The following is a 21,350-nucleotide window of genomic DNA, read 5'->3' as shown; positions in this document are numbered from 1 at the left end:
TCCCGAGCGCCACGGCCCGCGGACTCAGGGGGAGTAGAGCCAGGGCTCGCGCAGGTCGTAGAAGGTCGGCTCGCCCTCGTAGTACTGCATCTCCTCCTCCATGCGGGCCTGCATCTCCGGGGGCATCTCCTTGCGTTCGCCCTCGCGCGCCGCCTCCTCGGTGGTGAAGTAGATCGCGGTGGTGCAGCCCCCGTCGGGGTGGACGCAGAAGACCCCGCCCAGCACGTCCGGACGGATCGCGGACATGGCGCGCATGTCCTCCTCGGTCCAGAAGTCGCGCAGCGCCTCCCGGTCGCGGATGCGGGCCTGGATGATCTGAACGAAGCCCGCCTGGTCGGAGCCGCCTCCGCTGACCAGCTCGACGTCCGTGCAGTCGTGGAAGGCGACCTCGCCCTCGAAGAGCTTGGACGTCTCGGCCCACCACTGTCCCTGCTCGTGGCGCGCGTCGTTGCGGCGGGCGGCCTCGCGGGACTCGAAGCGCGCGAGGGCGACGAAGACGCCCTCGTCGGTCACTCCGCAGGTGCTGCCGAGCCAGCCCTCGGCGTGCGGGGCCAGCTCCCGACGCCAGCGGTCGAGGGACTCCCGCAGCTCCACCCGATCGTGCGTCCTGCCCTGGATGACCTGGATGAACATCGCCTGCCTCCCTGCCGGGCCGTCCGGCGGAACACCACGGCGGCCCGTGTCGTGACGGCGGTCGCAGATACCTCACGCTACCGACGAACGGGCAAACCGGACGTCATGAAAGGGTTCGGGCGCGGGTCAGTCCGGGGCGTTGACCAGACTGCGGGCGGCCATCTCCAGGTAGTTCCAGAGCATGGTCTCCAACCGCTCCGGCAGGGCCAGCTCGTCCAGCGCGTCGCGCATGTGCCGCAGCCAGGCGTCCCGTTCCGCCGTCCCGATCTTGAACGGGACGTGCCGCATGCGCAGCCGGGGATGGCCGCGTTCGGCGCTGTAGGTGCCGGGACCGCCCCAGTATTGGATGAGGAACAGGCGCAGGCGCTCCTCGGCGGGACCGAGGTCCTCTTCGGGGTACAGGGGGCGCAGCAGGGGGTCCTCGGCGACACCCTGGTAGAAGCGGTGGACGAGACGCCGGAAGGTCTCTTCGCCGCCGACCGCTTCATAGAAGGTCACTTCTTGGGCCATGGTGTACCCCACCCTATGTGAGCCCGGTAACGCGCGCCTGAGGTCTCGGTCACGTGACCGGGACGAGGGGGCGTACGGTCACGCGGGGGGAGGGGTGGCGACGGTGACGCCGGCCTCGTCGAAGGAGTGCTTGACCCGCTCGCGCAGTTCGCGCGCGACGTCGCCCTGGCGTCCCGGCGCGGTCTTGAGCACCACTCGGACGATCACCGCGTCCCCCGACAGGCCCTGGACACCCCACACGGAGGGCTCCTCCAGGACGATCTCGTCCCAGGCGGGGTCGGCGGCCAGCTCGTCGGCGGTGACCTTGAGGACGTCCTTGACCTTGCCGGTGTCCTCGCCGTAGTCGACGGGGATGTCCAGCACCGCACGGGCCCAGTTCTGCGACTCGTTGCCGAGCCGCAGGATTTCGCCGTTGCGCATGTACCAGACGACGCCGTTGATGTCGCGCAGGCGGGTGACGCGCAGGGTGACCGCCTCGACGGTGCCCTTGGCGGGCCCCACGTCGACGATGTCGCCCACTCCGAACTGGTCCTCCAGCAGCATGAACAGCCCGGCCAGGAAGTCCTTGACGATGTTCTGCGCGCCGAAGCCGACCGCGACGCCGATCACGCTGGCGCTGGCCAGCACGGGGGCCAGATCGAGCCCCAGCTCACCCAACACGCTGAACATCGCGGTGCCCATGATCACGATGGACGCGATGCTGCGCAGCACCGAGCCCAGCGTGCTCGCGCGCTGCCGCCGCCGCTCGCTGAGCAGGGCCGGGCTGCCGTCGAAGACGGTGCGGGTGCGCTCGCGCAGCTTCTCGGACATGGTGCCCTCGGCCATCCCCACGGTGACCTTGGTGATCATGCCGTGCGCGATCCGCCGCAGGATCAGCGCGATCACCAGCGTGATGACGATCGCCACCAGCCGGTTGGTCCACAGGTCCAGGTCGTACGTCTCGACGAACCGGGTCGCGTCGGGGCTGTGGGTGACGTTCCAGAACAGCCGGCACGGCATGGAGGCGTTCTGCCCGCAGTAGGTCTCCGGACGTTCGTCGGCGTCGAAGAGGGGCGCTGCCGCCCCGAGGACCGCGGCGGTGAACACGAAAAGATCCTCCCCAGGTGCCGATGCCGTCACTACGCCGTCTACCTGCGGCGGTATGAGCAGATCGTAGGGGACGGGCCCGAGCGATCCGTACGTTCGCACGAGGCTGTGACCCTCGCAACGAGGAAGCGGTCACCCTCGCGACCGGCCGATGACACCCGGTTTCCCGCGGGATGTCGCGCTGATCGGTGCCGAGGTCGCCGACGCGACCGGCCGACGGGCCCGTGACGCGCGAAGGGCGCCATGGCCCGTCGGCCATGGCGCCCTGATGAGGATCAGCGGTCGTGTCCCGCGCGGCCGACGGCTGCCGCGCCGTTCCCCGCCGCGAACGCGCGGGACACGACCGGTCTATCTCCGGGAGGCGTGGGCCTCGCGGACGTACGCCTGCAGGACGTGCGCCAGCTTGGAGGCGGCGCCCCCCGGATCGTCCACCCGGTGCATGCACTCCCCCCAGGACCACCAGAAGTAGTGGTCCGGCCGGCCGGGCACCGGTGCGCAGGTGACGTCCTCCGCCAGGCCGCCGGCCTCCGGGTTGACCACCCGCAGGAAGACCGGCCCCGAACGGGTCCGGACCACCCGGGACACCAGCCCGCGCGAGCCGACGGCCCGCCCGAGGTCCTCCAGATGGCCGACGCGGTAGTCGCTGACCACCTTGCACCCCCTCCATCGTGCACGGTGAGACCGATCCGTGATCGACTGGCTGCGTTTCGTGACTCCGGGCTGAGAATTGCAAGTAACCGGGCTCGGGTCAAGTGGTCCGACGGCCGTGGCAGCGGTGATTTCCCCTCCGCGGGGACAGGTTCTTCCTACCGTGGAGGAGGATCCTCTACCTGGGAGACGGAACCCGCCCCTGATCCAGTCCCGTTTCGTGGGAATGGGTTGGCCTGCCCCGATGCGGGGGTTACGCTGCGTGCGCGATAGGTCATCAGTCGTGGTCGGATAGTTCAGTCGTTGCCCGGATCGTGTGCCGGACCGCAGGGTCGGAACGGTCTCGGACCGGGGATTTCACACCGTCGGCGGTCCCCCCGGCCGCCTCGATGGTGAGGAGGCCGGAGCCATGCCCGAAGCCCCCCGGGACGCCCCCCGGAAGGAGACCGAGATCGCCCGCCGGGTCCGGGCGCACGGTCTCGCCCGCGGACGCACCCCGGTGGAGATCGCGGCCGACATCCACGAGCAGTGCGGACCGCTGTTCGGGACGACGCGGATCAAGGCGCACCGGCTGGCCCACGGCGTGGCGTTGTCGGACATCGTGGCCCAGATCCGGGCCCTGCACGAGGTGGACGGCAAGCCGCAGCCCAAGCTCGGCGAGACGCTGCTGTCGGCGTACGAGAGCGGTTACAAGCGGCCGGGGCCGGCCTATCTGCACTACCTGTGCGCCGTCTACCGCGTGGAGCCCGCCGACCTGGGGCTGGAGGGCGCGTGCCTGTGCGGGCACGCCCACGCCGCGCGGCCGAACGACGACCGGCGCGCCGCGTCGGCCGAGCGTCCGGCGGGGCACCGCCAGGACCCCGACGCGCTGGTCGGGAACGTGGTCGTCCCGATGCCGGACGACCGTCAATGGATCACCGTCGGGAACCGAGGGGCCGAGCGCGGCGACGGCTCCCTGGCGGCCGAGGTCGGAGAGGAGGACGTCGTGCTTCGCAGAACGCTCTTGCAACTGCTGGCCGGGGCGGGCGTGGCGCTGGACGGAGAGTTCCTCGGCGCCGTGGACCACCTGCGGCGGAAGATGGACGACACGCTGGTCAGCGCCACCGTGTCGCCCACCATGCTCGATCAGTGGGAGGAGACCGTCCTGGGCTACGGCCGGCTCTACCAGGCCACGCCCTCGCTGCGGATGCTGTGCGACGTGCTGCTGGACTTCGGCGAGGTGCGCCGCATGTGCGACAAGCGGCAGCCCGTCGAACTCCAGGAACGGCTCTGCCGGCTCGCCGCCCAACTGTCCGGGCTGTCCGGCCTGATCATGATCAATCTGGGCGACCACCGGTTGGCCCGCTCGTTCTTCCGCACCGCCAGCACCGCCGCCGACGAGACCGGCGACCGGGCGCTGCGGGCCTGGGTGACGGTCCGCGAGGCGCTGGTGCCGATGTACTACGGCGACCCCCGCGAGGCCCTGCACCTGGCCCGCAAGGCCCAGGACCTCGCCGGCCGGACGCCGAGCGTGGCGGCGGCCATGGCCCCCGCCGTGGAGGCGCGGGCGCTGGGGCTGCTGGCGGTGCGCGGTCGGTCCGACGCCGCGCCCAGCGCCCGCCGGGCGCTCGTGCGCGGCCGGTCGGTGTTCGACCAGCTCCCCAAGACGCAGACCAAGGACCTGGTCTTCGGCTTCACCGAGCGGCAGATGGCCTTCTATGAAGGTGACACGTTCACCAACCTGGGCGACCACCGGGCCGGCGACGAGGTGCTCAGCCGGGCCCTGACCCTGTACGCGCCCAACGACTGGGTGGACCTCACGCTGGTCCGACTCGACCGGGCGTCCTGCCGGCTGCACGCCGGGCATCCCGAGGCGGCCCTGGACGCGGCGCAGGAGGCGATCGGGGAGCTGCCGGGCGACCACCGCTCCGACATCCTGGTGCACCGGGCCCGGCAGATCGGCGCGGCGGTGTCGCACCGGCACGGCGAGATCACCCGGCTCAAGGGCTTCTACGAGGCCCTCGCGCCTCCCTCGGTCGGCGGCGCCGGCCCGCACTCCGAGCCCGCCCGGCAGGTCTGAGGTGACCGCGCTCGACACGCTGACGCGGCACGGCCACGAGCCGCCGTGCTGGCGGTACCGCGACCTGGTGATCCGCCGGTACGTCCCGGCCGACCACGCGACCGTCCTCGAACTGCACCGCAGCGGCCTGGCGAGGGTGGGGCTGCGGCCCGGCGACGGCGTCTACTACGAGCACGACCTGTTCCGGATCGAGGAGATCTACCTGCGTCGCGGCGGCGAGTTCGTGGTCGGGGAACGGGCGGGCGAGGTCGTCGCGCTCGGCGGGCTGCGCCGGGCCGACCTCATCCCGTGCGGCGTGACCCGGGCCGAGGGGGTGCCGGGTGTCGACGAGGACGCGTGGATGATGCGGCCTCCGACCACCGGCACCGCGGAGATGGTGCGGCTGCGCGTGCGCCCCGACCTGCAGCGCCGCGGCTACGGTTCGGCGATCGTCCGGGCGCTGGAGCTGCGCGCCGCCGAGCTGGGCTACCGGACCCTGCACTGCGACACGACCGACCTTCAGGTCCCCGCGATGGAGCTCTATCGGGGCTTCGACTGGCGGGAGACCCGCCGTGAGGTGATCGGCGGCATCGTCAACGTCTACTTCGAAAAGGCCCTCACCTGATGGAACGCTCCTCCGCCTGAGGCCCCGGCCACCTCCGGCCGGCACCGTGTCGCCGCGGTGAGCGGTCGACTACCGTCCGGGGATGGGCGGCCAGTGGCGATGTGAGGAGCACAGTGTCCCAAGCCGACGCCGAGAGCCTGTTCCGGCGCGCCTGCGAGCTGTCCGCGGACCCGTCGAACCTCGACGAGGCCGCAGGGCTGTGGCCCGAGGTGATCGACGCCTACCGCGAACTGGGGGTCCGCGAACCCGGCCCGTCGTCGGGCCGGGGGCTGGCGCGGGCGCTGTGGCGGCACTCCCTGCTGCTGCTCGCCACCCAGCGCGTGCCCGAGGCCGTGGCCGCGGGCGAGGAGGCCGTGGAGGTCTTCGACCGGGTGCTCGACCAGACCCTGCTGCTGCGCTTCGAGGAGTGCGTCTCCCCGGCGATGGACCAGGCGGTCGCCGACGCCGTTCGGGCGCGGACGGACCTCGCGCAGGCGCTCACGGCGGCCGGGCGTCTCGAGGAGCGGACCGCCGTGCTGTCCCAGGCCGTCGCCAAGGCGGTCCTTTCGGGCGGGCCGCTGACCCGCCGGGCGCTCGGCACCGCCCACCACGACCTGTCGGTGGCCGAGCTGAACGACTTCATGTGCGCCGCCGAGGGCGGGCGGGGCGATGCCGATCCGAGGTCCGCGGCCCTGTCGGCGTCCCGCGCGACGGAGATCCGGCGGGAGCTCGCCGACACGACCGACCCGGCGACGCTGTGGGAGCTGGCCGGCACCTACACCCACTACGCCAAGTGCCTGCTGGTGCTGGGGGACGGTGAGCGGGCGGTCGCCGTGGTGCGGCTCGCCCGGTCGTTGGTGGCGTTCGACCCGCCGCTGTTCCGCGAGATCCGCCCTCGGCTCGACCAGCTCATGCGGGTGCTGCGGGAGCGGTTCCCGTCGCCGGACGACGACCTGTGACCGGCGGGCCTAGCGGTCCAGGACACCCGCCGCGAACTGCATCAGCGGCATGCGACGCCGCTTGACGTGCCGGAAGCCGCGTTCCTCGAGGGCGTGAACGATCTCCCGGTCGCCGAACAGCCTGATCCCGGTGAGCCGGCCCGCCACCGCCCCGGCGGTGTCGGCCAGCGGGAGGCCGGGCCGCCGGGAGGTGAGGATCGCCAGCCGGCCGCCCGGCCGCAGCACCCGCGTCATGCCGTCCAGCGCCGCCCACGGGTCGTCGAAGAGGTACAGGCCGCCGAAGCAGCAGACCGCGTCGAACACCCCGTCTTGGAACGGCAGGCCGACCGCGTTGCCCCGGACGTACCCGATGGGGGCCGCCGCGTCCGGGTCGCCCACCGCCTGGGCCAGCATCGTCGCCGAGGCGTCCAGCCCCACGACGAGGCCGCCCGGGCCGACACCCTCGGCGAGCGCCCGGGTGACGTTGCCCGGCCCGCACGCCACGTCCAGCACCACCGAGTCCGGCTTGCGCGGCTCGTCGGGCCGGCCGAGGCCCAGCCACCGGCGGGCCAGCGCGTTCTCCTCGGCGGTGTCGGGGCCGAGCGGCCAGCCCTTGGCCAGGTCGAAGGCGATCGGCCGCCAGAGGCGCTCGTACACCTGGGGGAGCAGGGACGACTGCATGAAGCGCTGCGCGACCGTCGGCTTCGGCTCGTCGGCGGGGCCGAGCAGGTCGAGGTAGCCCGCCGAGTCGTCCACGACCACCGGCGGGGACGCCAGCAGTCCCTCGATCCGCTCCCTGACACCGAGCCGTCCCACGGTCGTCGCGCTCATCCCCCCATTGGATCACCGCACGGGACCGTTCCCCGGCGGAAGTGACCCACTTCTCATGGTGCTCCGTCGTCCAGGCGCAGACCGGTGTGGGCCGCCAGGAACGCCAGGGTGTCGGCGGACAGCTCCACCGAACGGCTCACCGACCGCGCCGCGTGCCCCACCTCGGCCTCGTTGCGCAGCAGCACGGGGGCCGACGACGCGGTGGCGTGCTGCAGCGCGGCGCACATCTTGCGGGCGTGCAGCGGGTCGACGCGGCTGTCGCCGTCGAACACGGTGAAGAGCGTCGCCGGGTAGGCCACGCCCTCCCTCACACGGTGGTACGGGGAGTAGGCCAGCAGCCACTCCAGCTCCTCGGGGACGTCGGCGGAGCCGTACTCGTCGTTCCAGGTCTGGCCGAGCCCGAACCGCTCGTACCGGACCATGTCGAGCAGCGGCGCGGAGCACACCGCCGCCGCGTACAGGTCGGGGCGCTGGGTGATCGCCGCGCCGACGAGGAGGCCGCCGTTGGAGCCCCCGGAGACCGCCAGCCGGTCGGGGGCCGTCCAGCCGTCGGCGATCAGCGTCTCGGCGGCGGCGTGGAAGTCGTCGAAGACGTTCTGCTTCTTGTCGCGCATCCCGTCGCGGTGCCACCGCTCGCCCTCCTCCGAGCCGCCCCGCAGACCGGCGATGGCGTACACGCCGCCCGCCTCCGCCCAGGCCAGCACACCCGCCGAGTAGGCCGGGGTGAGGGAGATGTTGAAGCCGCCGTAGCCGTACAGGACGGTCGGGCGGGGGCCCGCGCCGCCGGGGCGGGAGATGACCAGCATGCGCACCGGCGTCCCGTCCTTGGACGGGTAGGTGATCTGGCGGGTCTCCACCTCGGGCACGTCCACGGTGCCGGGGGCGGAGGCCCACAGCGACGTCCGGCCCGTCAGCGCGTCGTGGTGCCGGACCGACACCGGGGTGACGTTGTCGGTGTAGGCGAACCAGACCTCGTGGCCGCCCTCCGGTCGCCCGATGAGGCCGCCGATGGTGCCCAGGCCCGGTGTCGGGACCTCGCCGATCCGCTCGCCGGTGGCCAGGTCGTGCACGGTGATCTCGCTGATCGCGTGCCGGGTCCAGCCGGCCAGCAGTCGGGGGCGTTCCAGCTCGGGGCCGTCGAGGACGACGTAGTCGGTCAGCACCGCCTCCGGGTCCTCGGGGATCAGATCCCGCCAGGACGTGAAGGCCGGGTCGGCGGGGTCCACCGTGCACAGCCGCCCGCGCGGGGCGTCCCGGTCGGTGAACACGTAGGCGCGCCCGTCCCGCCCCACGTGCACGCTGGTCTGGGCGTCCACGCCGACCTGCACCTCGGTGAGGGCCGGGGCCTCCAGGGCGGACGCGGACAGGTCGGCGATCCACACGTCGGAACGGGGCGCGGTGCCCTGCGAGGCGGAGATCGTCAGCCATCGGCCGTCGCGGCTGACACCCACGCCGTAGTAGTTGGTCTTGTCGAGGCCGTCGCCGAACACCAGCGCGTCGTCGGCGTCGGGGTCGGCGCCCACCCGGTGCAGGTAGACCCGGCGGTGGTACTGGTCCTCACCCTCGGGGACCTCGGAGGCGGGCAGCCGCCGCACGTAGTAATAGGCCGCCGGCTCGCCGTCCCGCTCGGGCAGCCAGGCGATCGGCGTGTACCGGGCCCGCTCGATGGGGCCCTCGACGCGTTCGCCGGTCGCCACGTCCAGCACGTACAGCAGCGACTCCTCGTCGCCGCCCTGGGACAGCAGGTACGCCAGCAGTCGCCCCTCCTTGTCGGGCGACCAGCCGTCGAGCGTGGTCAGCCCGGAAGGGTCGATCTCCATCGGGTCGATCAGGGCCCGCTCCACACCGTCGGGGTCGACGGTGTAGAGGACGGCGTGCTCCTGCTCGGCGGTCCGGCGGGTGAAGAACCGGCGTCCGCCCCGCCAGACCGGCGAGCCCACGCTGCCCGCCCGCAACAGCTCGGCCACGCGGTCGCGGATCCGCTCACGGCCGGGCAGCCCGTCCACCAGTGAGTGGAACAGCTCGTCCTGCGCCGACAGCCACTTCTTCGTCTCCTGGGCGGAAGGGTCCTCCAACCACCGGTAGGGGTCGGGGACGCTGTGCCCGTGCAGCTCGTCGACGATGTCCTGGCGGGACGCGGGCGGGTACGGCGGACGGTTCATGGAACGCACCTTATGCGGCGTCCCGGCGATCGGGTCAGCCGATCGGCGGAGCCGGCGCCACCTGGTCGGCGGGCGGCGGGGTGATCTTGGCGGTGCCCCAGTCGCTGTAGAGCATGTCCCCGTTGGTGTCGACGCGGGCGGGGAAGGAGAACGCGTATCGGTGCGGGACGCGTTGTGCGTCCACCCAGTACTCGTAGGTGGCGGGCTTGCCCTTCATGGCCGCGCCGAACTTGGTGGCCAGATTCTCGACCTGGGCGTCGGTGATCGTTTCCGGCTTGGGCTCGGACTCGCCGTTGGCCACGTCGCTGACGATGGCCCAGTGCTCGCTCACGAACGCCTTACGGTCGATGCTTCGCAGGGCCTTGGGCACGTCCACCTGGACGGTGTAGTGGATCGTGTCGACCGCACCGACCTTCTCGGGCTTCGTGGCGGTGATGGTGCCGCCCGCGACGATCAAGGCGCGTTGCTCGCCGGTCCGGACGATGCCCTCGATGATCCCGATCGCCCCGAGGTACAGCCTGCCCGTGACATCGGTCGGCACGTGCTTCACCCACGGCTTGCCGGGCTGCTCCCCGTCCTTGCTGTAGATGCCGTCCTTGAGGCCGATCAGGTGGAGGGGGCCGCCGTCCTCGTTCTTGGGCGAGGAGACCTCGACCTCGCGGGTGCCGGCCAGGGTCGACACCGTGAGTGTGCCCTGCTCCTTGCCCTGGGCACTGACCACCGCCTTGAACGACTTCTTCGCGGCGAGCTGCTTCTCGATGATCCCGGCGAGTTCCGCCAGGGCGAGCGGCTTGCCGGAGCCGGCGTTCCCCGGCCCGCCGGCGCCCGGCTCCTTGGTGTCGTCACCGGAGCCGCAGGCGGCCAGGGAGAGGCCGAGCACGGCGGCGAGGGCGAGGGCGGTGGGAGCGCGCATGGAGGGCCCTTCAAGATCGCTGGATTCGAGAAGTGGATCACCATACCAGTGGGACATGGACGTCGTGTCCGATAAACGTGATATCGGTCACCAATGCCGTTCCGTGGGGAGGGACGAAAGTGCGTTCCAGGATGCGCGCGGGGAATTTATGGGGTAGCGGGAAGGGCTGCTCAGCGGCCACACTGAGGACAGCTCGATTGCCCCTGGGGAGGCCCACATGACGGGTGCGCAGGTGCCGGAAGCCATACTCGAGCCTCGGCGTGATGGGCGCGGGAGCGCAGACGCCGAGGCGATCAGAGTGCGCGAGCCGGTGGAGGGCGTCTGATGCGCCAGGTCCTCCTTTTGAACGCCTCCTACGAGCCGCTCACCACGCTCCCGCTGCGGCGGGCCGTGTGCCTGGTCCTCCGCGAGAAGGCCGAGGTGGTCCATCCGGCCGACAGCGGCGCGGTGCTGCACTCGGCGACGATGGCGATCGAGGTCCCGTCGGTGATCCGGCTGCGCCGATACGTGCGGATCCCGTTCCGGACGAGGGTGCCGCTGACCCGGGCGGCGCTGATGCGGCGCGACAACTTCCGGTGCGCGTACTGCGGTCATCGTGCCGAGACCATCGACCACGTGATCCCGCGCAGCCGCGGCGGCAAGCACACCTGGGAGAACTGCGTCGCCTCGTGCTCCCCGTGCAACCACCGCAAGGCCGACCGGCTGCTCGAGGAGCTCGGGTGGGCCCTCAACGCCACCCCGGTCGTGCCCCGCGGCGCGCACTGGCGGCTCATCGGCGTCGCCGGCGACGGCGATCCCCAGTGGGCCCCGTACGTGACCGAGTCGGCGGCCTGACGCCCTGAAGGTCCCGCGGGCGGCCTATCCTGAAGCCGTGCCACGCTACGACTTCCGCTGCCGCTCGTGCGGGGCGACCTTCGAGGTGTCCCGGCCGATGAGCGAGTCCGCCGCGCCCGCGTCCTGTCCGCAGGGCCATGACGACACGGTCAGGCTGCTGTCCACGGTCGCCGTCACCGGCCGGGGCGCCGGTTCGGCCCCCGCCCCGCCGGCGCCCTCGGGCGGCGGCTGTTGCGGGGGCGGCTGCTGCGGCTGACGGCGGGGCCGTACGGCATCCTGAGGCCATGCCAGAACTGATCGAGGGGCCGTCGCGGATCACCGCGGCGGGCGAGCCGCCCAAGCTCATCGACGAGTACGTCGGCGCGGTCAACACCCGCGAGTCCCGGCTGAGCGTCGCCCACATGCGCAGCCCGGCCGGCTGGGCGGAGCCCGGGCAGCGACCGGAGTTCGACGAGTTCACCGTGGTGCTGCGCGGCACCCTGACCGTCGAGCACGAGGACGGCGTGCTGGAGGTCGCCGCCGGGCAGGCCGTTCACACGCGGCCCGGGCGAGTGGGTCCGCTACAGCTCTCCCGGCCCGGAGGGCGCCGAGTACATCGCGGTGTGCCTGCCCGCGTTCGCGCCGTCCACGGTGCACCGGGACTCCTGAGCCCGGCGCGGCGGTGCTTGACCCCGGACGCGGGCTGGGATTTTCTCGCGTTCATGATCTCGCGCTCCCTGCGTAGGAAGTCGGGGCGGCCCGCCGTCGCACTGGCGCTCGCCGCCTTGGGAGCCGCAGCGCTCCCGGCCGGTCCCGCCGCCGCCGGGGCCCAGGGCCCCCGGATCGACCAACTCCAGTTCCTCGGGTCCCACAACAGCTACCACCGCGAGCCCAGCGCGGCGGAGTACCGACTCATGTCCATCACCGGGACCCGGGCCGAGGCGCTCCAGTACAGCCACGTCCCGCTCGGCCGGCAGTTCGCCAAGCAGAACGTCCGGCAGATCGAGCTCGACCTCTTCGCCGACCCGCACGGGGGCCGCTACGCGCGCCCGCCGATCCGCGCGCTCACCGGGCAGCGCCCCGCCTACGACCGACGGATGAACGAGCCCGGCACCAAGGTCCTGCACATCGCCGGCCTCGACTACCGCAGCAACTGCCTCACGCTCACCGACTGCCTGGAGAACGTGGCGACCTGGTCGCGGGACAACCCCGGGCATGTGCCGGTGACGATCCTGCTGGAGTTCAAGGAGCCCTTCGACCCGCTGCACGGTTGGACGCGGCAGCGCCTGCTGGGGGTGGAACGCGAGATCCGTTCGGTGTTCGACGCCAATGATCTGATCACCCCGGACACCGTGCGCAGGCCCGGCCGCACGCTCGAACAGTCCGTGCTGGGCGGTGGCTGGCCCACGCTCCGCGCGGCTCGGGGCAAGGTGATGTTCCTGATGGACAACACCGGCGAGCACCGCGACCGCTACGTGCAGGGCAACCCGAGCCTGCAGGGGCGGGTCATGTTCACCGCCTCCGAGCCGGGGCGGCCCGACGCCGCGTTCGTCAAGCGCAACGACCCGGCGGCGTCGGACATCCGTTCGCTCGTCACCCGGGGCTATATGGTCCGCACCCGCGCCGACGCCGACACCGTTCAGGCCCGCAACGGCGACACCCGCATGAGGGACACGGCGCTGGCGAGCGGCGCCCAGTGGGTCAGCACCGACTACCCGGTGCCGGGGCTGTCGGCGAGGTTCGGCACCCGTTACTTCGCCGCGTTGCCCGGTCTCGTCCCCGTCCGGTGCAATCCGGTGAACGCACCGGACGGGTGCGCGGTCACCGACCGGCGAGCCGGCTGATGTCGCGGGCGGCCCCGGTGGACGCCGAGGTCGCCATCGCGGCGTACGCCTGGAGCGCGGCGCTGACCGGGCGCTGCCGGTCGCGCGGCCGGTAGCGGCCCAGGTCGGCCAGCAGCCGCTCGCGACGGGCCGTCAGCTCCTCCGGGGGGACGTCCAGCTCCAGGGCGCGGCGCGGGATGTCGATGACGATCCGGTCGCCGTTCTCCACCAGCGCGATCACACCGCCGTCCGCCGCCTCGGGGGAGACGTGGCCGATCGACAGGCCCGAGGTGCCGCCGGAGAACCGGCCGTCGGTGATCAGCGCGCACGCCTTGCCGAGGCCCCGGCCCTTGAGGAACGAGGTCGGGTACAGCATCTCCTGCATCCCGGGACCGCCCTGGGGGCCCTCATAGCGGATCACGACGACGTCGCCCTCGGAGACCTTGCCGCCGAGGATGCCCTCGACCGCGTCGTCCTGACTCTCGAAGACCACCGCCGGACCCTCGAAGGTCCACAGCTCCTCCTCGACACCCGCGGTCTTCACGATCGCGCCGTCGGGGGCGATGTCGCCGTACAGGACGGCCAGGCCGCCGTCCTTGGTGTAGGCGTGCTCGACGTCGCGGATGCAGCCCCGCTCGCGGTCGAGGTCCAGCTCCTCCCACCGGTTGGACTGGCTGTAGGCGCGGGTGGTGCGGACCCCGCCGGGCGCCGCGTGCCACACGTCCGCCGACGCGGGGTCGACGTCGGGGGAGCGGACGTCGTGCTTCGCCAGGAACTCGCCGAGGGTGGCGGAGTGGATGGTGTGGACGTCGCGGTGCAGCAGCCCGGCCCGGTCCAGCTCGCCCAGCAGGGCGGGGATGCCGCCGGCCCGGTGGACGTCCTCGACGTGGTACTCGGGGGTGGCCGGGGCGACCTTGCAGATGCAGGGCACCCGGCGGGACAGCTCGTCGATCTCCTTGAGGCCGAAGTCGACACCCGCCTCGGTGGCGGCGGCCAGCAGGTGCAGGATCGTGTTGGTGGAGCCGCCCATCGCCACGTCCAGCGCCATCGCGTTCTCGAACGCGTCGCGGGTGGCGATGCTGCGCGGCAGCACCGAGTCGTCGTCGCCGTCGTAGTACCGCTGGGTGATCTCGACGACCCGCCGGCCGGCGTCCTCGTACAGCCTCTTGCGGGCGGTGTGGGTGGCCAGGATGGTGCCGTTGCCCGGCAGCGACAGCCCGATCGCCTCGGTCAGGCAGTTCATCGAGTTGGCGGTGAACATGCCCGAGCAGGACCCGCAGGTCGGGCAGGCGTTCTCCTCCATCTCGGCCAGGGTCTCGTCGGAGACGCTCTGGTCGGCGGCGGCGATCATCGGGTCGATCAGGTCCAGCTTGTGCCCGCCCGTGGTCCCGCTGATCGGCTTGCCGGCCTCCATCGGGCCGCCGGACACGAACACGGTGGGGATGTTGAGCCGCAGCGCCGCCAGCAGCATCCCCGGGGTGATCTTGTCGCAGTTGGAGACGCAGACCAGCGCGTCGGCGCGGTGCGCCTCGACCATGTACTCGACCGCGTCGGCGATCAGCTCGCGGGACGGCAGCGAGTACAGCATCCCCTCGTGGCCCATCGCGATGCCGTCGTCGACGGCGATGGTGTTGAACTCGCGGGGGATCCCGCCGGCCTCCCGCACGGCCCCGGCGACCACGTCGGCGACCTCGCGCAGGTGGACGTGGCCGGGCACGAACTGGGTGAAGCTGTTGGCCACCGCGACGATGGGCTTGCCGAAGTCCTCCCGCGCCACCCCGGTGGCGCGCAGGAGGGCCCGGGCGCCCGCCATGTTCCTGCCGTGCGTGACCGTACGTGACCTGAGCGGTGGCATGGGGACCTCTCCCAACCTTCATCGAGCGATGCCACGATCGTACGGCCAAGGCGTACATGGTCGTGGCCTGTGCGGGGCAGCGGCGGATCGCGGCGCTGGGCCCGGCCCGCGGAGGTCGTGCGCGGCCGGTGCCTCGATGCTACCCGCCGGAGTCGGGGATCGGCAGGCCGCCGATGAGGCGTACGTGGCGGGCGTTGACGCCCATCTGCTGGTGGGGGCGCTCGCGGGTCCGTATTCCGCGACCCGGGCCGCGCGCGTGTTCTCGACGATCGCGCTGAGCGGCGCCTGACCCCTGGTCCGGACGGCGGGACGTCGGTGGCCCGCCGTTCGGTCAGACGTCGGTGGGGTACTTGGGCGGCAGCGCGGACTCGGCGGCCTGGAAGATGCGCCGGACGTCCGTCTCGGTGAGGATCTTGGGCCGGCGGCGCAGATAGGAACGGGCCCGGTTGCCCGCGTAGACGTCGACGTCGCGGACCCGCATGACCTTCCAGGGGATGGAGGGCCCGTAGATGGCCACCGAGGGCTGCACCGGCACCTCGAAGCCGACCTGCTGGGTGAGCATCTTGCTGGCCTGGCGGGCCTCCCAGCGGGCCTCGTCCAGCCGGTCCTTCTTGTTGAACGGGCCGTGGAACAGCTTGCGGTGCGACAGGGTGCGCACCGGCAGGCGGCGGTCCCACTTCTCGGAGTCGATGGCGTAGACCCCGCTGGGGCCCACCACCAGATGGTCGATCTTGCCGTCGCTGACACCCTCGTCGTCGCGCGGGACGGCGCGGGCGTGCAGGATGTGGTAGCCGTTCTTGGCCAGCCGGCCCAGTTGCCGCTCGGTGCGCCGCTCGGCCGCCGACGACTTCTGCCAGGCGACCACGCTGGAGGTGCGGCGCGACCGGCGGTACACATCGGCGGCGAACAGCGCCACCGCGAGCCCGAGGCCCATCCGCACCCCGAAGATCGGCATGGACACCAGTCCGATCAGCAGGGCGACGCCGGCGCGGGGGGCCCACTGCCTGACGCGGGGGTCGGCGAGCATCTCGGCGGGCGACCCGGACGGCCGCAGCCCGCCGGGGAACCCGGCGCGCGACCAGGGTGCGCCGCGCCTCCGGACGCGACCCTCGGCGGCGGGCTTGTCGAACGCCGCCTCGTCGAACGACGGCTCCTCGAAAGGCGATTCCTCGAAGGGCGGCTCCTCGAACGAAGGGGTCTCACGCTCGGGCGCCCGGACCGCGTCGACGTTGAGGCGGGAGCCGTCGAACACGAGCCTGTCCTGGTGGGGGCCGCCGCGCCGCGACGTGCGGCGCTCGGACGCGTCGGGCTCGGGGCCGTCGAACACGGGGCCGTCGAAGCCGGGCCGGTCGCTCTCGGGGCCGCCGGGTGCGGTCATGCCGTGCACCGCGACGTGATCGGTGCCGCCGCGTCCCACGTGGCCCAGGTCGGCGCGACCCTGGTCGACGTGGCCGTGCTCGACGGCGCGTTCGATGCCGTGCTCGATGCCGTGCTCGGGGCCGCCGGGCGCGACGGCGCCCGACTCGGTGAGGCCGGGCAGGGCGCGGCCCGGTGTGACGCCGTGCTCGTGAACGCCGTGCTCGGTGCCGCCGAAGGTGGGTTCGGTGGGATGACCCTTGCCATGGTCACCCCGCTCCGTGGTCGCCATGATGACGCTCCGTGTTCCTTTCGGACGGGAGGCATGATCCTCTGCGCGCAGAGTAGTGATCTCGCTGGTAGGCGACTAGTGGTGCCTCGTTCATAGTTTTGTCGCCCGATCTGAGTGATTGACACCTTGCGGCCATGGGTAGATTGTTGTTCACCCCTGTCCGTCGCCGTATGTCGTTGACGAAGCCCATCTTTGATCGCGCGCGGCGCCGCCGTCTACTGTTCGACGTTGTGACTCAGATCCACGACCTTACGGCGTTGCAGCAGGCCGCCGCGATCCGCGCCGGGGACCTCTCCCCGGTCGAGGTCACCGACCACTACCTCGACCGCATCGAGCGCCTCGACACCCGCGTCGGCGCCTATGCGACGATCACCGCCGAACTCGCCGAACGGCAGGCCAAGGAGGCCGAACGCCGGGTGCTGGAGGGCGATTCCGGGACACTCCCACCTTTGTGGGGCGTGCCGGTCCCGATCAAGGATCTGAACATGGTGCGGGGCGTGCCGATGCGTCTCGGATCGGCCGTTTTCGATGATCTCATCGGATTCGCCGACGACACCGTGGTGGTCCGGTTGCGCGACGCGGGCACCGTTCTGTTGGGAAAGACCAGCACCCCCGAATTCGGTCTTCCCTGTTATACGGAAACGGACGTGTCGCCTCCGGCGCGGACACCCTGGGACCTCACCCGTTCGGCCGGCGGCTCCAGCGGCGGGGCGGCCGCCGCCGTCGCCGCCGGGCTCGCGCCGATCGCGCAGGGCAGCGACGGCGGCGGGTCCATCCGCATCCCCAGCAGCGTCTGCGGACTGTTCGGCATCAAGCCCACCCGGGGCCGGATCTCGCACGGCCCCATCGTCCCCGACCTGTTCGGCCTGTCCACCAACGGGCCCCTCGCCCGGACCGTGCGCGACGCCGCCGCCCTGCTGGACGTGATGCACGGCCCCGAGCCCGGCGACATGTACGCCGCGCCCCCGCTGCCCGAGGGCGAGACGTTCGCCGGGTACGCCGACCGCGACCCCGGACGCCTGCGGATCGCCCGCACCATCGAGCCGACCGTGCCGGGCGCGGAGGTCCACCCCGACTGCGTCGCGGCGTACGAGCAGACCTCCGCCCTCTTGGAGGAGCTGGGCCACGAGGTCGTCGAGCTGCCCACCCTGTTCGGCCCCGACCTCGTGCCCGACTTCGAACTGCTGTGGGGCGTCATGGCGACCCTCACCCCCGTCGACCCGGCCCGCGAGGACCGCCTGCTCCCCCTCACCCGCTGGCTCCGCGAACGCGGCCACGCCACCAGCGGCCCCGACCTGTTCAAGGCGCACGCCCGACTCCAGGCCGCGATGCGCACGGCGCTCCCGGCGATGAACGGGTTCGACGCGATCCTGTCGCCGACGCTCGCGCAGCCGCCCGTCCCGGTCGGCTACTTCCACGACGCCGAGCCCGCCGAGAACTTCGACCGCCAAAAGCGCTTCACCCCCTTCTGCGCCGCCTACAACCTCTCCGGCCAGCCCGCCGTGAACGTCCCCCTGCACTGGAACGACGAGGGCCTGCCCATCGGCGTCATGCTGGCCGGCCGACCCGGCGGCGAGGGCACCCTCATCTCCCTGTCCGCCCAATTGGAGACCGCCCGCCCCTGGATCGACCGCAAGCCGCCCGTATGGGACGAGTAGCCGCGCCCGGTCGGTCGAGAAGCCTCAGCCCGGCGACCGGCCACTTGTGGGCGACACCCGTTCGTTGCGCGGGGCGAATTCGGGGCATGGTCATGGGGTGGCGGACGAGGAACTGATCAGACTGGCCCGGCGGCATCGCGTCGGCACGGGATACACCGACTGGCGCGGGCGCGAGACGCCCGTCAAGGAAGACACCATCGTCGCGGTGCTGGCCGCGCTGGGCGTGGACGCCTCCACCCCGGCGGCCGTGCGCGCCGAGCTGGACCGACTGGACGAGCGCGACCGCACCCGTCTGGTGCCTCCGGTCGTGGTCCACCGGGTCTCCCCAACGGCCTCGGGCGAGATCGCGATCCCGGCGCTCACCGGCGCGGCCACCGAGATCACGGTCGAACTCGCCGAGGGCGGCGTCGTGGAGCCCTCCGGGCGCAAGGGCGCCGACGGGTCCACGCGGTACCGGCTCCCCGACAACACCCCGCTCGGCTGGCACCGCCTCCGCGTGCGTCAGGGGCCGCTCGTCCGGACGGCCGCCCTGCTCGTCGCCCCGGCCCGGCTGGAGGCGACGCCGCGCGTCTGGGGCCTGATGACGCAGTTGTACTCCGTCCGCTCCCTCGGATCATGGGGGATGGGCGACCTCCGCGACCTCGCCGACCTGGCGTCCTGGGGAGGGCGCGACCTCGGTGCGGGGTTCGTCCTGGTCAACCCGCTGCACGCGGCCGAGCCCGCGCCGCCGGTCAACCCGTCCCCGTACTCGCCGATGAGCCGCCGCTTCGCCGGGCCGCTCTATCTGAGGGTCGAGGACGTCCCCGAGTACGCCGACCTCGACCAGGCCGATCGCGACCGCATCGCCGCCCTGTCCCTGCCGCTGCGCGAGAGCGTCCACACCCTCGACGAGATCGACCGGGACGCGATCTGGGAGGCGAAGCGGGCCGCCCTGGAGATCCTCTACCGGCGGCCCCGCAGCGGTGAGCGCCAGGAGTCGTACGAGCGGTTCAGGCGCAGGGAGGGGCCGGCGCTCGACGGCTTCGCCACCTGGTGCGCGCTCGCCGAGGAGCACGGGGCCGACTGGCGGCGCTGGCCCGCCGCCCTCCAGGACCCGCAGAGCCCCGCCGTGGCCGCCGACCGTGAACGGCTCGCCGGGCGCGTGGGCTTCCATTCCTGGCTGCAGTGGCAGTTGGACGGGCAGCTCGCGGAGGCGCAGGCGGCGGCCCGCCGGTCCGGGATGCCGATCGGCATCGTCCACGACCTCGCCGTGGGCGTGGGTCAGGGCAGCGCGGACGCCTGGATGCACCGGCCGCTGTTCGCCCCGGGGATGAGCGTCGGCGCGCCGCCCGACGAGTTCAACCAGCGCGGTCAGGACTGGGGGCAGCCGCCCTGGCATCCCGAGCGCCTCGCCGAGGCCGAGTACGGGCCGTACCGGAGCATGCTCGCGGCGGCGCTGCGCCACGGCGGCGGCCTGCGGCTCGACCACGCGATGCAGATCTCCCGACTGTGGTGGGTGCCGGAGGGCGGCTCACCCGCCGACGGCACCTATGTCGGGTATGACCGCGACGCCATGCTCTCCTGTCTCGTCTGGGAGGCGACCCGCGCCGGCGCGGTCGTCGTCGGCGAGGACCTCGGCACCGTCGAGCCCGACGTCCGCCGTGACCTCGCGGCCCGCGACGTCCTCGGCACCTCGCTGCTGTGGTTCGAGAACGACGACCGGGGACGTCCCCGCCGTCCCGCGCGGTGGCGCGAGCCGTCCCTGGCCACCGTCGGCACCCACGACATGCCGCCCACCACCGGGTTCCTGCACGGCGACCACGTCGCCCTGCGGGAAGAGCTGGGCCTGCTCACCCGCCCGGCCGCCGACGAGATGGCCGACCACCGGCGTCGGGTCGCCGACTGGCTCGACCTCCTCGCCGACGAGGGCCTCCTCGCCACCGCCCCCGACGAGATCGTCCGCGCCCTCGCCGAAGGCGTCACCGACCACGACGAGGAGGTCGTCGCCGCCCTGCACGCCTTCCTGGCCCGGACCCCGGCCCGCCTGCTGGGCATCGCCCTGACCGACGTCGTGGGGGAGCGCCGCACCCAGAACCAGCCCGGCACCACCGACGAGTACCCCAACTGGCGCGTCCCCCTCGCCGACGCCGACGACCGTCCGGTGCTGCTGGACGACCTGCCCGCCGCGACGTTCCCCGCGCTCGACCCGGTCAGTCCGAGGCCAGCAGGTCGCTGAGCCGGCGCGTCACGTCGTGCAGCAGGGTGCCCGTCGTGATGGGCACCCCCGCCACCGCCGAGAACAGCGCCGGCAGGCCCTTGAGGGGATGCTCGTCGCCGTCCGAGCCCGCCAGGGCCGCGTCGCCCAACGGACGGCGGCGCAGCGACGTCCGCGATCGGGCCCAGGCGTGCTCGACCTCCTCGGGGAGGGCACCCCGAAGCCGTGGCCGACCGGGGCCGCGTGCCGCAACCGCACCAACGCCCCATCGCCGAAGTCGACGGCCAGAGTGCATCGGGCCGTCAGCGCCGCCCGTTCCTTGTCGTCCAGCCGGGTCATCACCGAACACGGCGTGCGGCACTCGGCCGCGCACACGCCGAGCGCCTGCGACACCTGGCTGTGCTGCCGGTCCAGGTACGCGCGCCAGCCCGGCGCGGGCTCGCCGGCGACCCGTAGGGAGCGCTCGCACGCCGACCGCTCCGGCCGTGTGTGGTCGCAGCGGCGCGGGGCCTCCGGATCGGGTGTCACCCCGAACCGGCTGTCCGGCCCGGAGACCCCCGCGCCCAGCAGCGCGGGGTCGGCGGCATGGCCCAGCACCGGCTCCCACGCCAACACCGGCAGATACTCGGCGGCGATGTGCACCGCCGCCACCAAGGCCGCCATCTCCCGCCGCCACCAGTGGATCTCGATGACCTCCAGCAGCAGCCCGTACGCCGGGTGCAGCGTGGCCAGCGCGCCCCGGGGCCGTTCGCCGGGCGACTGCGGCATCCGGCTGGCCCGCGCCCGGTCCAGCAGGTCGGGCGGGACCGGGCCCGCCGCCTCGGGCATGCCGAAGTCCTCGGCGTCCAGGTCCAGCACCCGCTGCCCGAACGCGCACAGCGCCGCCACCCGGGCCGCCGGCTCCGGGGCCAGGACCCGGCCCGCCAGCGCGCCCACGTCACCGAAGGCGTACCGGCGGGCCAGGGTGCCCAGCAGTTCTCTCGCGGACTCCACCGG

Annotated in this window: 18 protein-coding genes and 1 pseudogene; 9 read left to right on the top strand and 10 right to left on the bottom strand. The window is 72.7% G+C overall.

All coding sequences use genetic code 11. The features are described 5' to 3' along the window. Nucleotides 1–24: 24 nt before the first annotated feature. From DFJ69_RS05460 to DFJ69_RS05445, 4 genes and pseudogenes are all read right to left on the bottom strand, one after another. The gene (locus tag DFJ69_RS05460; protein WP_116021461.1) at nucleotides 25–633 is read right to left on the bottom strand and encodes a hypothetical protein; all 609 of its coding nucleotides are present in this window, start codon (nucleotides 631–633) and stop codon (nucleotides 25–27) included. Nucleotides 634–762: 129 nt separating this feature from the next. Beyond that, nucleotides 763–1,131, bottom strand: a pseudogene (locus DFJ69_RS05455) (globin); the annotation flags it as partial. Between the two features lie 90 nt (nucleotides 1,132–1,221). Beyond that, on the bottom strand, nucleotides 1,222–2,229 hold the full coding sequence (locus DFJ69_RS05450; protein ID WP_116021459.1) for a mechanosensitive ion channel family protein: 1,008 nt from the start codon (nucleotides 2,227–2,229) through the stop codon (nucleotides 1,222–1,224). A 348-nt stretch (nucleotides 2,230–2,577) separates the two neighbouring features. Next, nucleotides 2,578–2,880: a hypothetical protein gene (locus tag DFJ69_RS05445; RefSeq protein WP_116021458.1), complete on the bottom strand. Its 303-nt coding sequence runs from the start codon at nucleotides 2,878–2,880 to the stop codon at nucleotides 2,578–2,580. A 406-nt stretch (nucleotides 2,881–3,286) separates the two neighbouring features. Here DFJ69_RS05445 and DFJ69_RS05440 point away from each other — a divergent pair, with 406 nt between their 5' ends. The 3 genes from DFJ69_RS05440 to DFJ69_RS05430 all read left to right on the top strand — a co-directional run bounded on the left by DFJ69_RS05440 (nucleotide 3,287) and on the right by DFJ69_RS05430 (nucleotide 6,478). Continuing rightward, nucleotides 3,287–4,936, top strand: a complete 1,650-nt coding sequence (locus tag DFJ69_RS05440) for an NsdA family TPR-like regulatory protein (RefSeq protein WP_116021457.1) — start codon at nucleotides 3,287–3,289, stop codon at nucleotides 4,934–4,936. Nucleotide 4,937: 1 nt separating this feature from the next. Then, complete coding sequence (locus DFJ69_RS05435; protein WP_245974048.1) at nucleotides 4,938–5,540, top strand: GNAT family N-acetyltransferase; 603 nt, start codon at nucleotides 4,938–4,940, stop codon at nucleotides 5,538–5,540. A 113-nt stretch (nucleotides 5,541–5,653) separates the two neighbouring features. Then, nucleotides 5,654–6,478 (top strand): hypothetical protein, encoded by an 825-nt coding sequence (locus tag DFJ69_RS05430; RefSeq protein ID WP_116021456.1) that lies wholly within the window; start codon nucleotides 5,654–5,656, stop codon nucleotides 6,476–6,478. A gap of 9 nt (nucleotides 6,479–6,487) precedes the next feature. Here DFJ69_RS05430 and DFJ69_RS05425 read toward each other — a convergent pair whose 3' ends face one another. Genes DFJ69_RS05425 through DFJ69_RS05415 form a run of 3 tightly spaced genes read right to left on the bottom strand, consistent with a single transcriptional unit; the run spans nucleotide 6,488 to nucleotide 10,363 of the window. Then, a complete protein-coding gene (locus tag DFJ69_RS05425) occupies nucleotides 6,488–7,288 on the bottom strand; it encodes a class I SAM-dependent methyltransferase (RefSeq protein ID WP_116021455.1) in 801 nt (266 codons plus the stop codon). A gap of 53 nt (nucleotides 7,289–7,341) precedes the next feature. Further along, nucleotides 7,342–9,450, bottom strand: coding sequence for a prolyl oligopeptidase family serine peptidase (locus DFJ69_RS05420; RefSeq protein ID WP_116021454.1), 2,109 nt, complete (start codon nucleotides 9,448–9,450; stop codon nucleotides 7,342–7,344). A gap of 34 nt (nucleotides 9,451–9,484) precedes the next feature. Beyond that, nucleotides 9,485–10,363, bottom strand: coding sequence for a hypothetical protein (locus tag DFJ69_RS05415; RefSeq protein ID WP_116021453.1), 879 nt, complete (start codon nucleotides 10,361–10,363; stop codon nucleotides 9,485–9,487). 324 nt (nucleotides 10,364–10,687) lie between these two features. Between DFJ69_RS05415 and DFJ69_RS05410 the strand changes: the two genes are divergently transcribed. From DFJ69_RS05410 to DFJ69_RS05395, 3 genes are read left to right on the top strand one after another with little or no spacing between them, the layout of a single operon-like run. Then, nucleotides 10,688–11,197, top strand: a complete 510-nt coding sequence (locus tag DFJ69_RS05410) for an HNH endonuclease (protein ID WP_116021452.1) — start codon at nucleotides 10,688–10,690, stop codon at nucleotides 11,195–11,197. Between the two features lie 37 nt (nucleotides 11,198–11,234). After that, complete coding sequence (locus tag DFJ69_RS05405; RefSeq protein ID WP_116021451.1) at nucleotides 11,235–11,453, top strand: FmdB family zinc ribbon protein; 219 nt, start codon at nucleotides 11,235–11,237, stop codon at nucleotides 11,451–11,453. A 28-nt stretch (nucleotides 11,454–11,481) separates the two neighbouring features. Beyond that, nucleotides 11,482–13,020: a Ca2+-dependent phosphoinositide-specific phospholipase C gene (locus DFJ69_RS05395; RefSeq protein WP_245974046.1), complete on the top strand. Its 1,539-nt coding sequence runs from the start codon at nucleotides 11,482–11,484 to the stop codon at nucleotides 13,018–13,020. Here the strand turns inward: DFJ69_RS05395 and ilvD are convergent. Then, entirely contained in the window at nucleotides 12,998–14,854 is a 1,857-nt protein-coding gene (gene ilvD, locus DFJ69_RS05390; RefSeq protein WP_116021449.1) for a dihydroxy-acid dehydratase, read from the bottom strand. The genes DFJ69_RS05395 and ilvD overlap by 23 nt on opposite strands. Nucleotides 14,855–14,990: 136 nt before the next feature. On the opposite strand from ilvD, the gene DFJ69_RS34110 reads away from it, so the two are divergent. Beyond that, a complete protein-coding gene (locus DFJ69_RS34110; protein WP_170177543.1) occupies nucleotides 14,991–15,143 on the top strand; it encodes a hypothetical protein in 153 nt (50 codons plus the stop codon). A 42-nt stretch (nucleotides 15,144–15,185) separates the two neighbouring features. On the opposite strand, the gene DFJ69_RS35320 is transcribed toward DFJ69_RS34110, so the two are convergent. Further along, nucleotides 15,186–16,502, bottom strand: a complete 1,317-nt coding sequence (locus DFJ69_RS35320) for a nuclease-related domain-containing protein (RefSeq protein ID WP_245974044.1) — start codon at nucleotides 16,500–16,502, stop codon at nucleotides 15,186–15,188. Nucleotides 16,503–16,732: 230 nt separating this feature from the next. On the opposite strand from DFJ69_RS35320, the gene DFJ69_RS05380 reads away from it, so the two are divergent. Both DFJ69_RS05380 and malQ read left to right on the top strand, forming a co-directional pair. Next, nucleotides 16,733–18,160 carry an amidase gene (locus DFJ69_RS05380; RefSeq protein WP_116021448.1) on the top strand — a complete coding sequence of 476 codons (1,428 nt, stop codon included), beginning with the start codon at nucleotides 16,733–16,735 and terminating at the stop codon, nucleotides 18,158–18,160. Nucleotides 18,161–18,257: 97 nt separating this feature from the next. Further along, the gene (gene malQ / locus DFJ69_RS05375; protein WP_116021447.1) at nucleotides 18,258–20,375 is read left to right on the top strand and encodes a 4-alpha-glucanotransferase; all 2,118 of its coding nucleotides are present in this window, start codon (nucleotides 18,258–18,260) and stop codon (nucleotides 20,373–20,375) included. A gap of 9 nt (nucleotides 20,376–20,384) precedes the next feature. Here malQ and DFJ69_RS05370 read toward each other — a convergent pair whose 3' ends face one another. Continuing rightward, on the bottom strand, nucleotides 20,385–21,347 hold the full coding sequence (locus tag DFJ69_RS05370; protein ID WP_245974043.1) for a hypothetical protein: 963 nt from the start codon (nucleotides 21,345–21,347) through the stop codon (nucleotides 20,385–20,387). Nucleotides 21,348–21,350 lie beyond the last annotated feature (3 nt).

This window comes from Thermomonospora umbrina, assembly GCF_003386555.1.
Classification (GTDB): domain Bacteria; phylum Actinomycetota; class Actinomycetes; order Streptosporangiales; family Streptosporangiaceae; genus Thermomonospora; species Thermomonospora umbrina.
Note: the sequence above shows the minus strand (reverse complement) of the source record. Positions and strands in the feature narration are given on the sequence as shown.

Bases quoted from the DNA above. Each gene is read 5' to 3' on its own strand.
- DFJ69_RS05460 (WP_116021461.1), bottom strand. From the start codon at position 633: ATGTTCATCCAGGTCATCCAGGGCAGGACGCACGATCGGGTGGAGCTG.
- DFJ69_RS05440 (WP_116021457.1), top strand. From the start codon at position 3,287: ATGCCCGAAGCCCCCCGGGACGCCCCCCGGAAGGAGACCGAGATCGCC.
- DFJ69_RS05425 (WP_116021455.1), bottom strand. From the start codon at position 7,288: ATGAGCGCGACGACCGTGGGACGGCTCGGTGTCAGGGAGCGGATCGAG.
- DFJ69_RS05420 (WP_116021454.1), bottom strand. From the start codon at position 9,450: ATGAACCGTCCGCCGTACCCGCCCGCGTCCCGCCAGGACATCGTCGAC.
- DFJ69_RS05415 (WP_116021453.1), bottom strand. From the start codon at position 10,363: ATGCGCGCTCCCACCGCCCTCGCCCTCGCCGCCGTGCTCGGCCTCTCC.
- DFJ69_RS05410 (WP_116021452.1), top strand. From the start codon at position 10,688: ATGCGCCAGGTCCTCCTTTTGAACGCCTCCTACGAGCCGCTCACCACG.
- DFJ69_RS05395 (WP_245974046.1), top strand. From the start codon at position 11,482: ATGCCAGAACTGATCGAGGGGCCGTCGCGGATCACCGCGGCGGGCGAG.
- ilvD (WP_116021449.1), bottom strand. From the start codon at position 14,854: ATGCCACCGCTCAGGTCACGTACGGTCACGCACGGCAGGAACATGGCG.
- DFJ69_RS34110 (WP_170177543.1), top strand. From the start codon at position 14,991: ATGCTACCCGCCGGAGTCGGGGATCGGCAGGCCGCCGATGAGGCGTAC.
- DFJ69_RS35320 (WP_245974044.1), bottom strand. From the start codon at position 16,502: ATGGCGACCACGGAGCGGGGTGACCATGGCAAGGGTCATCCCACCGAA.